The 13,154-nt window shown below is 68.5% G+C and carries 11 protein-coding genes; 2 read left to right on the forward strand and 9 right to left on the reverse strand.

The window, feature by feature from the left end:
- Window position 1 precedes the first annotated feature (1 nt).
- Both cydB and cydX read left to right on the forward strand, forming a co-directional pair.
- Window positions 2-1,159, forward strand: coding sequence for a cytochrome d ubiquinol oxidase subunit II (gene cydB / locus QOZ99_RS03715; RefSeq protein WP_306888580.1), 1,158 nt, complete (start codon window positions 2-4; stop codon window positions 1,157-1,159).
- Window positions 1,160-1,280: 121 nt separating this feature from the next.
- On the forward strand, window positions 1,281-1,442 hold the full coding sequence (gene cydX / locus QOZ99_RS03720) for a cytochrome bd-I oxidase subunit CydX (RefSeq protein ID WP_306888581.1): 162 nt from the start codon (window positions 1,281-1,283) through the stop codon (window positions 1,440-1,442).
- A 62-nt stretch (window positions 1,443-1,504) separates the two neighbouring features.
- On the opposite strand, the gene QOZ99_RS03725 is transcribed toward cydX, so the two are convergent.
- From QOZ99_RS03725 to QOZ99_RS03765, 9 genes are all read right to left on the reverse strand, one after another.
- Entirely contained in the window at window positions 1,505-4,567 is a 3,063-nt protein-coding gene (locus QOZ99_RS03725; RefSeq protein ID WP_370876795.1) for an efflux RND transporter permease subunit, read from the reverse strand.
- Between the two features lie 128 nt (window positions 4,568-4,695).
- A complete protein-coding gene (locus QOZ99_RS03730; RefSeq protein WP_306888583.1) occupies window positions 4,696-5,910 on the reverse strand; it encodes an efflux RND transporter periplasmic adaptor subunit in 1,215 nt (404 codons plus the stop codon).
- A 119-nt stretch (window positions 5,911-6,029) separates the two neighbouring features.
- Complete coding sequence (locus QOZ99_RS03735; RefSeq protein ID WP_306888584.1) at window positions 6,030-6,788, reverse strand: phosphodiesterase; 759 nt, start codon at window positions 6,786-6,788, stop codon at window positions 6,030-6,032.
- Entirely contained in the window at window positions 6,785-7,603 is an 819-nt protein-coding gene (locus tag QOZ99_RS03740; RefSeq protein ID WP_370876796.1) for an inositol monophosphatase family protein, read from the reverse strand. The genes QOZ99_RS03735 and QOZ99_RS03740 overlap by 4 nt, the downstream gene beginning before the upstream one ends.
- Window positions 7,594-8,724 carry a LacI family DNA-binding transcriptional regulator gene (locus QOZ99_RS03745; protein ID WP_370876787.1) on the reverse strand — a complete coding sequence of 377 codons (1,131 nt, stop codon included), beginning with the start codon at window positions 8,722-8,724 and terminating at the stop codon, window positions 7,594-7,596. The genes QOZ99_RS03740 and QOZ99_RS03745 overlap by 10 nt, the downstream gene beginning before the upstream one ends.
- A complete protein-coding gene (locus QOZ99_RS03750; RefSeq protein WP_306888586.1) occupies window positions 8,721-9,566 on the reverse strand; it encodes an ABC transporter permease in 846 nt (281 codons plus the stop codon). The genes QOZ99_RS03745 and QOZ99_RS03750 overlap by 4 nt, the downstream gene beginning before the upstream one ends.
- Window positions 9,563-10,384 carry an ABC transporter permease gene (locus QOZ99_RS03755; RefSeq protein ID WP_306888587.1) on the reverse strand — a complete coding sequence of 274 codons (822 nt, stop codon included), beginning with the start codon at window positions 10,382-10,384 and terminating at the stop codon, window positions 9,563-9,565. The genes QOZ99_RS03750 and QOZ99_RS03755 overlap by 4 nt, the downstream gene beginning before the upstream one ends.
- Window positions 10,385-10,675: 291 nt before the next feature.
- On the reverse strand, window positions 10,676-11,827 hold the full coding sequence (locus tag QOZ99_RS03760; protein ID WP_306888588.1) for an ABC transporter substrate-binding protein: 1,152 nt from the start codon (window positions 11,825-11,827) through the stop codon (window positions 10,676-10,678).
- Window positions 11,828-11,849: 22 nt separating this feature from the next.
- Window positions 11,850-13,019 carry an ABC transporter ATP-binding protein gene (locus tag QOZ99_RS03765; RefSeq protein ID WP_306888589.1) on the reverse strand — a complete coding sequence of 390 codons (1,170 nt, stop codon included), beginning with the start codon at window positions 13,017-13,019 and terminating at the stop codon, window positions 11,850-11,852.
- Window positions 13,020-13,154 lie beyond the last annotated feature (135 nt).

A 13,154-nucleotide genomic window follows, 5' to 3' on the forward strand; every position in this document is an offset into this window, starting at 1 on the left:
CATGGTTCTCCACACGCTCATCGACTACGACACGCTGCGCGTCATCTGGTGGCTGCTGCTCGGCGTGCTGCTGATCGGCTTTGCCGTGATGGACGGTTTCGACCTCGGCACCGACATCCTGCTGCCCTTCGTCGCCAGGACCGACCTGGAGCGGCGCATCGTCATCAACTCGGTCGGGCCGGTCTGGGAAGGCAACCAAGTGTGGCTGATCCTCGGCGGCGGCGCCATCTTCGCCGCCTGGCCCCAGCTTTATGCGGTGTCCTTCTCCGGCTTCTACCTCGCCATGTTCGCCATCCTGTTCGCGCTCATCCTGCGGCCGGTGGGCTTCAAGTACCGCTCGAAGCGCGAAGGCCGGCTCTGGCGCGGCGCGTGGGACTGGGCGCTGTTCATCGGCGGGCTGGTGCCGGCGCTGGTGATGGGCGTGGCCGTCGGCAACGTGCTGCAGGGCGTGCCCTTCCACCTGAACAACGACCTGCGCATCTTCTATGACGGCTCCACGCTGTTCGAACTGCTCAACCCCTATGGCCTGCTCGCCGGCCTGCTCTCGGTGGCCATGCTGACCATGCACGGCGCCGGCTGGCTGGTGCTGAAGACCGACGGGCTGGTGGCCGAGCGGGCGCGCAGGTTCGGCGCCGTCGCGGCGCTGGTGACGGTGCTGCTGTTCGTGCTGGGGGGCGTGTGGCTGTTCCTCGGCATCAGTGGCTACCGCATCACCAGCGTGATCCCGGTGGCCGGGCCGTCCAACCCGCTGGGCAAGACCGCCGAGGTCGCGGTGGGTGCGTGGTTCGCCAATTATGCCGCCCATCCCTGGATGCTGGCGGGTCCCGTGCTGGGCATTGTCGGGGCGCTGGCCGCCTTCGCCCTGCTGTGGGCGCGCAAGGAGGTAACGCCGGTGCTGGCGAGCGCGGTGTCGATCTTCGGCATCATCTCGACGGTGGGGCTGACGATGTTCCCCTTCATCCTGCCGTCCTCGGTCGATCCGAAATCCAGCCTGACCGTGTGGGACTCCTCGTCGAGCCACCTCACGCTGTTCATCATGCTGGTCAGCGTCGGAATCTTCGTGCCCATCATCGTCGCCTACACCAGCTGGGTGTACCGCGTGCTGTGGGGCAAGGTGGATGCGCGCGAGATCCAGAAGGACAACAGCCACGCCTATTGAGAGGCGAAGCCCTTCCGGCGAATCCTCGCTCGCGGCAAGGGCTCCAGATGATCGTTTCGATGCGCTTTCGTCACGCGAACCGGAATCCGCTTCGCTCGAAAACGCTCAAGGGAGAATGCAGATGTGGTACTTCGCCTGGCTGCTCGGCCTGCCGCTCGCCGCCGCCTTCGCGGTGCTGAACGCCATGTGGTACGAGCTGATCGACGATGCCAAGCGGGCCGGACCGGCCGTGCGGGCGGCGCCCGTGCGCCCGGCTCCCGCCGCCGCCCGCCGCCGTAGCTGATAGGGTGAGCGACCGGCCCCGGTGCGCGGCGCATGCCGCTCGCCGGGGCAGACTATTTCCGGTCACTCGGCCGGGGTGGGGGCGGGCGTCGCCTCCGGCACGGGACGGGCGGTGAGCCGGGCCTGCAGCCGCGCGAGATAGAGATAGACTACCGGCGTCGTGTAGAGGGTGAGCACCTGGCTCAGCGCGAGGCCGCCGACCATGGCGAAGCCGAGCGGCTGGCGCAGCTCGGATCCCGTGCCGGTTCCCAGCATCAACGGCACGCCGGCCAGCAGCGCCGCCAGCGTGGTCATCAGGATCGGCCGGAAGCGCAGCCGGCAGGCCTCGGTTATCGCCTCCTCCGGGCTCATGCCACGGTCGCGCTCGCCGGCAATGGCGAAGTCCACCAGCATGATGCCGTTCTTCTTCACGATGCCGATCAGCAGGATAATGCCGATAATGCCGATCACCGAGAGGTCGAACCCGCCCGCCCACAGCGCCAGCAGCGCGCCGATGCCGGCCGAGGGCAGCGTCGACAGGATGGTCAGGGGGTGGATGTAGCTTTCATAGAGCACGCCGAGGATGACATAGACCGCGAACAGCGCCGCCGCGATCAGCGCCGGCTCGCTGGCCAGCGCACTCTGGAACACCTGCGCGCTGCCCTGGAAGCTGCCCGACAGCGTCGAGGGCGCGCCCAGCTCGGCCGAGGCGGCATTGATCACCTGCACGGCCTGACCCAGCGAGACGCCGGGCTTGAGGTTGAAGGAGAATGTCGCCGCCGGGAACTGCGCCTGATGCGAGACCGAGAGCGGCCCGACCGTCTTGGAATCGATGGTGACGAGGGTCGACAGCGGGATGGCCTGGCCCGAAATCGGCGACTTCACATAGATCTGGTCCAGCGAGCCGATATGCTTCTGCAAGTCCGGCGTCGCCTCGATGATGACGGCGTAGGAATCCAGCTGGGTGAAATACTGCGCCGCCTGGCGCTGGCCGAAGGCGTCGTTGAGCGTGGCGTCGATCACCGCCGGCTGGATGCCGAACCGCGCCGCGCGGTCACGGTCGATGGTGATCTTGAGCTGCGGCGCGCTGCCCTGCTGGTCGCTCGACACGTCGGTCAGTTCGGGCATCTGCCGCAGCCGGGCGAGCAGCTTCGGCGCCCAGACGTCCAGCTCGTCGAGGTCGACATCGGTGAGCGTGTACTGATACAGGGCGCGCGAAATGCGCCCGCCGACCGTGATGTCCTGCGAGGGCTGGAGAAACACCGTCGCCCCGCCCACGCCGTTCAGCTTGGGCCGCAGCCGGGCGATGACCTCGGAGGCGGAGGCGTCGCGCGCCTCGCGTGGCTTCAGCGCGATGAAGAAGCGGCCGGTATTGGTGGTGGACGCGCCGCCCGAGCCGAGCACCGAGCCGAACGCGGCCACGGCCGGATCCTGGGCGATGACCTCGCCGAGCGCCTGCTGCAGGCGCTTCATCTGCTCGGGTGAGACATCCTGCGCGGCTTCCGACAGGCCGGTGAGGATGCCGATATCCTGCGTGGGAAAGAAGCCCTTGGGCACCACCACGAACAGCCAGCCGGTGATCGCGACGGAGGCGAAGAACACCATCAGCGTGACGAAGCGGTAGCGCATCGCGATCCGCAGCGTCGCCACGTAGAAGGCGAGGATACCGTCGAAGCCGGCTTCGATCACCCGGTACAGCCATCCATGCGTGTGCGCCGGCGGCTTCAGGAAACGCGAGCACAGCATCGGCGTCAGCGTCAGCGACACCAGCGCCGACACCGCGATGGCGGCGGTGACGGTGAGGGCGAATTCACGGAACAGCCGGCCGACAATGCCGCCCATCAGCAGCAGCGGGATGAATACCGCCACCAGCGAGAGGCTGATGGACAGCACGGTGAAGCCGATCTCCCGCGCGCCCTTCATGGCCGCGCTATAGGCGGGCTCGCCGTCCTCCATGTAGCGCACGATGTTCTCGACCACGACGATGGCGTCGTCCACCACGAAGCCGACGGCGATGGTCAGCGCCATCAGCGACAGGTTATCGAGACTGAAGCCGAGCGCGTACATCACCGCCGCGCTGCCCGCCAGCGACAGCACCACCACGAGGGCGGGAATGAGCGTCGCGCGCAGATTGCGCAGGAACAGCAGGATGATCATCACCACCAGGCCGATGGTGAGCGCGAGGGTGAACTGCACGTCCTCGACCGCGGCGCGAATGGTCGTGGTGCGGTCGATCACCGTGTCGATGGTCATGCCGGCGGGAATGATGCCGTCGAGCCGCGGCAGGGTCGCCTTGATGGCGTCGACCGTCTCGATGACGTTGGCGCCCGGCTGCTTGAACACCAGCAGCACCACGGCGTGCTTCTCGCCGCTCCAGGCCGCCACGTTGACGTTTTCCGCTCCCTCGATCGCGTGGCCGACATCGCGCACCTTGATCGGCGCGCCATTGCGATAGGCGAGGATCACGTCGTCATAATCGGCCGCCTTCAGGATCTGGTCGTTGGCGGCGATGGTGAAGCTGCGCACCGTGCCGTTGATCGATCCCTTGGCCGCCTCGGCGGTGGAGGCGGCCAGCGTCGTGCGCACATCCTCGAAGGTCAGCCCGCTGGCGGAGAGCCGCGCGGGGTCCAGCTGCACGCGGATGGCCGGCTTCTGCTCGCCGCCGATCACCACCTGCGCCACGCCCTGCACCTGCGAGAGCCGCTGTGCCAGCACGTTGTCGGCGATGTCGTCCACCTGCGTCATCGGCATGGTGTCGGAGCGGGCGGCCAGGATCATGATCGGGCTATCGGCCGGATTGACCTTGCGATAGCTCGGCGGCGAGGTGAGATCGTCCGGCAGCTGCCGCAGCGCGGCGGTGATGGCCGCCTGCACGTCCTGCGCCGCCGCGTCGATATTGCGGGAGAGTTCGAATTGCAGCGTGATGGACGTGGAGCCCAGTGTCGAGGACGAGGTCATCTGGTCGAGGCCGGAGATCTGGCCGAAGCGCCGCTCCAGCGGCGAGGCCACCGCCGAGGCCATGGTATCCGGGCTCGCCCCCGGCAGGCTGGCCGAGACCTGGATGGTGGGAAAGTCCACCTGCGGCAGCGGCGCCACCGGCAGCAGCGGATAGGCGACCACGCCGAGCAGCGCCAGCGCCGCCATCATCAGCGAGGTGGCGATGGGGCGTTCGATGAAGGGGGCGGAAATGTTCACGACGCTGTCCTCGGCACCCGGCTCTGGGCGGTTGATCTAAAGCGCTGTCTTCACGCGAACGCGTGTCGGGCGAGCCCGAGTCAGGGGCTTGTCTTGACAGTGCCGTCCTCGGCGAGGTGTTCGCGGCCGGCCTCCTTCTGGCTGTCGCCGCTGATCGCCACCTTCACGTTGGGACGCAGCCGGTACTGGCCCTCGGTCACCACCCTGTCGCCGGCATCCAGCCCCTTGGTCACGACCGCGACGCCGTCGGCGACCTGGCCGGTCTCGATCGGCTTCACGCCGGCCGTGCCGCTCTCGCCCACCACCCAGGCGAACAGCCCGTCCGGCCCGCGCTGCACGGCGGCGACCGGCACGGTGAGCGCATCCCTCACCGTGTCGACCGCGAGCAGCACATGCACGAAGCCGCCGGGCCACAGCCGCTCGTCATCATTGGGGAAAACCGCCTTGAGCCGCAGGGTCGCCGTGCCGGCATCCACGAGATTGTCGATGACGGTCAATTTGCCGGTGCCGAGCACGCCGCCATCGTCGCGGGCGGCGGTGACGGTCACGGCGCCCCGCGCCTGCGCGTTCTTCACGGCGTCGAGATCCTTCTCCGGCAGGGAGAAGATCACCGATACCGGCCTGAGGGCGGTAAGCACGGCGATGGGTGTGGTGTCGCTGGTATGGACGAGATTGCCGGGGTCGATCTGGCGCAGGCCCATCCGCCCGTCCACCGGGGCTGTGACGCTGGTGTAGTCGAGATTGGCCTGCGCGGTTTCGATGGCGGCGTCGTCGGCGGCGATCGAGGCCTTCAGCTGGTCGACCGTGGCCTGCTGCTGGTCCACCGACTGCCGGCTGGCGTAATCCTTCTGCACCAGCTGGGTGTAGCGGGAGAGATCGGCCTCGGCGCCGTGCAACTGGGCCTCGTCCTTGGCCTTGGCGGCGCGGGCCTGATCGAGGCTCGCGCGGGCGAGGCGCGGGTCGAGCGTGGCCAGCACGTCGCCCGCCTTCACGTTCTGCCCTTCAGTGAAGTTGACCGATTGCAGCGTGCCGTCGACCCGGGCGTGGATGTTGACGGTCTGCGAGGCCTGCACCGTGCCGAGCCCGTTGAGCACGACCGGAACATCCCGCCGCTCCACCGGCGCGACATTGACGCGCACGGTCTGCGACCGGGGAGCGGCCGCCGCCGCGGGCTGCGCGGCATTGGCGCGGTTCTCGCGCCAGAGATAGGCGCCGCCGGCGCAGGCCAGAACGGCCCCCATGATCAATGGAACGGCAAGGCGCCCCCGCCGCGAGGCACTCTGTGCAGTTTCCATCGTCACACTCCGCTGGCAGTCCGGACAATTCCCCTCATTGTGCACCGCAAACCCGCGGTTTCCTCATTAAATCTTGTTTAGTCGCAGTACCTTACGTAAGGCGTCCGTCGCGCGGGCGGTCATCCCCAATCCCGTACCGGAAACTCGTGCGGGTGCACGGTGACACTGCCGCCGCTCGCCAGGATGACGGCATAGGCCGGCGATTCGAAGCTGACCGCGTACGGGCCGGTGAAGGTGAGTGCCGACTGGTGGTTGGTGCCCCGCAGCGTCGAGAAGGGAATGCCGCCCCAGCTGCCATTGGCCAGCCGGTGCACGTGGCCGGCGAAGATGTGCCGCACATTGTGGTGCCGCCGCAGCACCTCCATGAGCCGGCCGGCTTCCGCGAGGCAGGTGTCGTCGAGCGCGGGCACGCCGATCGGGCAGGGCGGGTGATGCAGGAACATCAGCACATGGTCGGCATCGGCGAGGCGGGCATCGAGCCAGTCGAGGCGGGCGCCGCACAGCCGGCCCTCGATGCGTCCGGGCTCCAGCGTGTCGAGCAGCACGATCCGCATGCCGTCAATGTCGACGAAGGAATGGGCGAAGCCGTCCGGGTCGAGCGCCTCGGAAAACACCGCTCCGAACGCCGCGCGCGCGTCGTGATTGCCGAGCATCAGCCGGAAGGGCGGGACAAGTGCCTCCAGGCGCTCGCCCAGCGCGGCATAGGCCGCCGGTTCGCCGTCATTGGTCAGGTCGCCCGAGAACACGACGAGGTCGGCATCGGCATGATGGAGGTTGAGATCGACGATGCAGTCCTCAAGCCGGTCCAGCGGGTCGCTGCCGAATAGCGGCTCGCCGGGCGTGACGAGGTGAAGGTCGCTGACCTGGATGATCTTCATGCCAGAGCCTCCATCCGGGCGGCCTCGATCAGGCCGAGCAGATCCTCGCACAGCTGCGGTGCACAGCCGATGACAGGCCCGCCCGCCGCAAGATCCCCACTGGCGGCGAAATCATGGGTCCAGCCGCCGGCCTCGCGGATGAGCAGCAGCCCGGCGAGGCAGTCCCACGCGTGCATGTGCGGCTCGTAATAGGCGGCGAGCCGCCCGCAGGCGACATGCGCGAGGCTGAGCGCGCCCGAGCCGCCGCGCACGAACATGCCCCCGGCTTCCAATAGCCGCCTGATGACGGCGGCGATCAACTGCGCGGGCACGCGGAAACTGGCGCCGACCGACGTAAGGCCGTGCCGCAGGTCGGTGCGCGTATCGACGCGGATCGGGCGGCCATTGAGCGTGGCCCCCGCGCCATGCACGGCGATGAACGTTTCCTGCGCGTTCGGGTCGAGGATGAAGCCGGCCACCGTGCGTCCGCGCTCCACCAGCGCCAGCGCGACGCACCAGTTGGCGATGCCATGGACGAAGCAGCTGGTGCCGTCGATCGGATCCAGCACCCAGACGAAATCCGAGCGCGCGGGCGCGGTGCCCGATTCCTCGCCGAGGAAGCCGTCCTCGGGAAAGGCCTGCGCGAGGCGGCCGCGCACCAGCTGTTCCACCGCGCGGTCGGCGATGCTGACCACGTCCTGACCATTGGCCTTGGCCTCCACCGCCAGCGATTCCACTTCAGCGAAATAGGCAAGCGCGCGGGTGCCCGCCTCGGCGAGGATGGCGTGCGCGGCCTCGATCCGCGCGGTGAGATGGGCGGGAGCGTTCACGGGCAGGCTCCGATGAGGCTGTCGTCGGCGGCGAGGATGTCGACCTGCGGCGCCTCGACATGCGAGGCGGCGGCGCAGGTGGTGGTGCGCGCGATGAACACCGCGTCGAGCCGGGCGGTGGAAGGGGATGCGCCGGGGTCGGCGATACGGCGGTCGAGATGGGCGATGGCCTGCGCGGCGATCCGCGCCGGGTCCTGCCGGAACGTGCTGAGCCCATAGGCGCCCCAGCTCGCTTCGGGGATGTCGTCGAAGCCGATGACCGCGAGATCACGCGGAATGGCGAGGCCGAAGCGCCCGCGCGCGGCGTCCATCAGCCCGAAGGCGACGAGATCGTTGACACAGAACACCGCTTCCGGCCGTCCCGCCCGGGCGAGCATCGCCTCCGCCACCTCCTGCCCGCCGGCATAGTCGGTATCGGCGCCGCGCAGGATGGTGATGTCGGCGCCGAGCTGCCGGGCCTCCTGCGCGAAGGCAAGCTCGCGCTCGGTGATGCTGGGCGTGCCCGATTGCGAGCCGGCAAAGCCGAGGCGGCGGAAGCCCTGGGCGAAGAACAGCCGGGCGGCCAGCCGCGCGGCCCCCGCATTGTCGATCTTCACATGATCGCAGCCCGGCTCGGACCGGCCGATCGACACCAGCGCATGGCCGTTCTGGCGCGCCGTCTCCACCAGCGAGGCGGGCGGCGAGCCGGACAGGATGATGGTCGCCTCCGCGCGATAGCCGAACAGCGCCGCCTGCGCGGCCTGCAGTTCCGCGTCGGAATGGCCGGTATTGATGACGACGGGAACATTGCCGCGCCGGATAAGGGCCCCGGTCAGCGCCGCCACCAGATGCGCGCGGAAGCCGACCTCGGGCTTTGTCACGACGAGCCCGACCAGCCGGCTGCGATTGGCCAGCAGGCCGCGCGCGAGGTCGTTGACCTGGTAGCCCAGCTCGGCGGCGGCGTGCATCACCTTCTCCCGCGTTTTCACGGCGATGCTGGCACCCGGCGTGAAGGCGCGCGAGACCGCCGAGCGCGAGACGCCGGCCAGTTCCGCCACCTGCTGGGCGCTGACGAAACGCCGGGCCGCCGCGGCCTCATCCGAGAATGGCGTTTCTGAAACGGGGAGGGGAGGGTTCGGGTTTTTCACTGGCCGACCTTCGCGAGCACGTCGGATTTGAGAAAGCGTTCCACCACCAGCATGAAGCCGATGGAGGGAACGAGCAGCAGCAGCGCGCTGATCGAGGCGATCTGGTAATTGCCGCCGGCTCCGGCCGAATAGAGCAGCAAAGGCAGCATGTTCACATCCGGCGCGCCGACGAAGTAGCTGCCGGTGAACTCGTCCAGCGATTCCAGGAATACGAAGATCGCGCTGGCCAGCAGGCCGGGCGCGGCGAGCGGCAGCGTGACGTCGAGGAAGGCCCGCAGCGCCCCGGCGCCGATCGAGCGCGCCGCCTGTTCGAGCTCGCGATCGACGGCGGCAAAGGCGGCGGTGGCGATCCACACGGCAAAGACGAGGCCATGGGTGACATGCACCAGCACCACGCCCGCGACCGTGCCGTTGAGGCCGATCTGATAGAATAGCCGCGCGACGTTCACATAGACCGGCAGGTTGGGAAAGGCCTGAGGAACGAGGAAGGCGATGAGGATCAGCGCCCGGCACGGCAGCTTGAGGCGCGCCAGCGCATAGCCCGCCGGTATCGCGAGGGCGAGCGAGACCAGCACGGTGAGGCTCGCCACCAGCAGGCTGTTGCCGAGCGATTCCATCGCATTGCCGCGCGGCGCGAAGACCCGGGCCCAGTAACTGAAGCCGTAGTCGATGGGCAGCGCATGGGGAAAGTACCAGCGCTCGGCCACGGTCCACAGCACGAGATTGGCCAGCGGGCCGAAGATGACGAAGGCCAGCAGCCCGAGAACGAGCCCGCGCGGGATCCACCACAGGTCCAGCGTCGGGCCGGAGCGCCGGAGGAGGGAGGAGGCGAGCAGGGTCATGCGCGCTCCCTCACGCTGTGGCGCAGATAGACGATCGCCGCGCAGGCGCTGATGGCGAGCGAGACGAGGCCAAGCGCGTTGGCCACGCCATAATCGCCATAGGCATTGATGCGGAAGGCGATGTCGGCGGTGATCATGGTCGGCGACTGGGCGTTGATCATCAGCGGAACCGACAGCACCGACATCATGGTGACGAAGGACAGCACCAGCGACACCATCAGCGTGGTCGCCACCTGCGGCACCAGGATCTCGATGAGGATGCGCGCCCGCGAGGCGCCCAGATTGCGCGCGGCCTCCAGGGTGCCGCGGTCCACCGAGGCCATGGCGCCGGCCACCAGCAGGGCGACGAACGGTGTCTGCTTCCACACGAAGGCGATGACGATGCCGCGCCAGTCGAGAAAGCTGGTGGCGTCGAGCGGGGTGATGAGGCCGGCGCCGATCAGTACATTGTTCATCAGCCCGTTGCGGGCGAGGAAGGTGCGCAGCACCTGCCCGACCACGATGAAGGGAATGAACATCGGCCAGCGGTAGAGCCAGCGCAGGATCGCGACCGCGCGGGGGTTTTCGCCGAGCGTGAGATAGCCGCCGATGGCGATGGCGAAGGCTCCGATCAGCGCGGTCGACAGGCTGACGATCAGCACGGTGAAGACGATGTCCGGGGTGTAGAGCGCGAAGGTCTTGACGAAATTGCCGAGGCCGAAGCCGTCCGCCACCACGAACGCCCCCACCACCGAGGCGGCGAGCGGCACCACGAACAGCAGCACGATCACCGCCAGCGCAGGCAGGACGAGCAGCAGTCCGAGGAGGGGGAGGGGCATGGCGGGTTTCTTGAGAGGGGTGGGTTGGAACGGTGGAATTCCGAGCCACAGAGGATATTGCCGAAGAGTTTTGCGCTGGGTCCCGGCTCTGCGCTCCGGCTTCGCCTTCGCTGGTCCGGGACACACTGTTTCCCGGACAAGTTGCGCGCAGCGCAGCGCCGATCCGGGACCCAGGAGAGACTCTTCGGCAATAGCCTCGTTGGCTCGCCAATACGGACGGGACGCTCAAGAGGGGGAGGTGCATGGTCGCACCTCCCCGAAACGCCGATACGCAGGCATGAGCGAGCTAGCTCAGTTCGTCGCCTGGCGCTCATAGGCTTCCAGGATCGCGCTGTTATAGGGCGCGATCGGGAAGGGCTTGCCGTATGTGGCGAGGTCTTCCGGCGTGACGCTGGTGAACAGCTTCTTCCACACCGCGTCGGGAAGTTCGGCCTGCACATAGGTGGCGTCGATGCCGGGATACCAGTTGAAACGCTCGACGATGCCCTGCGCCTGAACCTTCGGGCTGGTGGCAAGCTCGACGAACTTCTCCGCCAGTTCCTTGTTCGGGCTCTTGGCGGGGATCACATAGTGCATCGGCTGGCCGGGCATGCCGGGGGCGGGCAGCACCAGCTTGAAGTCGGGCGGCAGGCGCCCGTCGGCCTGCCAGCTGTAGAACATGTCGACCCAGACCGGGCCCATGGCGATCTCGCCGCGCGAGAGCAGATCGAGCGTGCCGGCATTGCCGGGGGTCAGCGTCGCGTTGCGGGTGAAGTCGCGCAGGCTCGCGAAGGCGGCATCCCACTTCTTCGTCTCGGCCTCCTCGAACGGGCCGTTCATCAGCTTGTTGGCGTCGCCATCGCCGAAGGCATAGATCCAGCCCATGACGAAGCTGACGCCCGAGGCGCCGCCCTTGATGCCGTTATAGCCGAACTGCTTGGGATGGGCCTTGGCCCATTGCGCGATCTCGGCGTAGCTGCGGGGCGGGTTCGGCACCAGCGCGGGGTTGTAGGCGATGGCGGTCTGGCTGTTGAACATCGGCATGACATAGCCCGTCACCTTGGTGCCGAGCGCCATGTCGGCATTGGCGCGGGACACCAGCTTGCCGCTGGAAATCCGGTCGCGGTAGGATTCCAGATAATTGCCCTTGATCATCGGGCCGACGAACTTCTCGTGCACCACCGCGACGTCGGTGTCCCAGGTCGTGCTGCCGGCCTTGTCCTGCGCGTCGAAGCGCTCGACGATCTTCTGCGAGCCGGCATCGCCCGGCCCGGTGCCGACCACGCGCACCGTGTTGCCGGGATACTGCTTCTCGAACAGCGGGGCGAGGTACTGGTTGACGTAGTCGACCATGTTCTGGTCGCCGGCGGTGATGACGGTGAGTTCGGCGGCGCCGGCGGGTGCGGCGGCGAGGCCGAGAAGGAGCGTCGCGGAAGCGAGCGCGGGCGCGAGGAGGCTCTTCATGGGGCAAGGTCTCCGGTGAGGATCAGGAAATGACGGGCTCCCGAACGCGGTCCGGTCGGCTGGCGCGGGTCGCGGTCGGGTGTGTGTCGGTCGCCGGCGCGGCGGCGCCGGACGGCGAGGGGGTGTCGAAGAGAAACAGTTTTTCCGCGGGGATCGTCAGCCGCACGGCGGTGCGCGGTGCCAGCGCATGTTCGGCATCGGCGAAGACCGGCGTCTGGCCGATGCGCACCGAGTGGCGCCAGGCCCCGCCGAGATAGCTCACCGCCTCGACATGGCCGGAAAGCGCCAGCCCCTCGGTGGCGCGCGGCGCATCGAGCGTCTCCAGTTGCACCGCCTCGGCGCGGAAACGCGCCTCCAGCGCGCCGCTGGCGAGCACCCGCCCGTCCCGCGGCACGGCCGCTGCCCCATGGTGCGGGCCGGCGGCGATGTGGATCTTGTCCCCCGCCACCGTGCCGTTCAGCGCCAGCATGTTCTCGGCGCCCATGAAGGCGGCGACGAAGGCGGAGGCCGGCCGGTTGTAGATCTCTTCCGGCGTGCCGGCCTGCGCGATGCGGCCGGCCTCCATGACGACGACCCGGTCGGCCATCGCCATCGCTTCCTCGCGATCATGGGTGACGTGCACGGCGGTGATGCCGAGCCGCTGCTGCAGCGCGCGGATCTCATGGCGCACCTTCAGGCGGATGCGGGCGTCGAGATTGGAGAGCGGCTCGTCGAGCAGCAGGATCTGCGGATCGACCGCCAGTGCCCGGCCGAGCGCCACGCGCTGGCGCTGGCCACCAGACAGAGCGCCGGGCTTGCGCGCCCCGAGCCCGCTCAAGCCCAGCAGCGCCTCGATCTCGCCGACGCGCCGGTCGATCGCGGTGCGCGGCAGGCCCTTGAGCTTGAGCCCGTAGCCGATGTTCTTCGCCACGCTCATGTGCGGCCACAGCGCATAGGACTGGAACACCAGCGCCATGCCGCGCCGGTCCGGCGGCAGCCGGGTCACGTCCCGTCCGGCCACCGCGATGGCGCCGGCGGACGGCGCGACGAAGCCGGCAATCGCCCGCAGCAGCGTGGTCTTGCCGCAGCCGGAGGCGCCGAGCAGCGCCACGAATTCGCCTCGGCCGATGGTGAGGCGCAGGTGCTCCAGAACCCGCGTCGCGCCATAGCCAACCGACAGATCGGTGATGCTCAGGAAGGCGTCGTCGTTCATGCGGATTCCTTGCACAGCTGTGCAACGGGGCGTGTGGCTGGGTGGGCCGTCGCGGTCTCAGCTAGCGCGGGTTCATTGCAGCTGGATGACGCCGCGCCCGGCCGGCGTTGGGCCGCTCACCGGCGGGGTACCTCC

Origin of the sequence: Ancylobacter amanitiformis (genome assembly GCF_030814815.1) — a bacterium.
Lineage (GTDB): Bacteria > Pseudomonadota > Alphaproteobacteria > Rhizobiales > Xanthobacteraceae > Ancylobacter > Ancylobacter amanitiformis.

Excerpts from the sequence above, each read along its gene's own strand:
- cydB (WP_306888580.1), top strand. The coding sequence starts at position 2 with ATGGTTCTCCACACGCTCATCGACTACGACACGCTGCGCGTCATCTGG.
- cydX (WP_306888581.1), top strand. The coding sequence starts at position 1,281 with ATGTGGTACTTCGCCTGGCTGCTCGGCCTGCCGCTCGCCGCCGCCTTC.
- QOZ99_RS03725 (WP_370876795.1), bottom strand. The coding sequence starts at position 4,567 with ATGATGGCGGCGCTGGCGCTGCTCGGCGTGGTCGCCTATCCGCTGCTG.
- QOZ99_RS03730 (WP_306888583.1), bottom strand. The coding sequence starts at position 5,910 with ATGGAAACTGCACAGAGTGCCTCGCGGCGGGGGCGCCTTGCCGTTCCA.
- QOZ99_RS03735 (WP_306888584.1), bottom strand. The coding sequence starts at position 6,788 with ATGAAGATCATCCAGGTCAGCGACCTTCACCTCGTCACGCCCGGCGAG.
- QOZ99_RS03750 (WP_306888586.1), bottom strand. The coding sequence starts at position 9,566 with ATGACCCTGCTCGCCTCCTCCCTCCTCCGGCGCTCCGGCCCGACGCTG.
- QOZ99_RS03755 (WP_306888587.1), bottom strand. The coding sequence starts at position 10,384 with ATGCCCCTCCCCCTCCTCGGACTGCTGCTCGTCCTGCCTGCGCTGGCG.
- QOZ99_RS03760 (WP_306888588.1), bottom strand. The coding sequence starts at position 11,827 with ATGAAGAGCCTCCTCGCGCCCGCGCTCGCTTCCGCGACGCTCCTTCTC.
- QOZ99_RS03765 (WP_306888589.1), bottom strand. The coding sequence starts at position 13,019 with ATGAACGACGACGCCTTCCTGAGCATCACCGATCTGTCGGTTGGCTAT.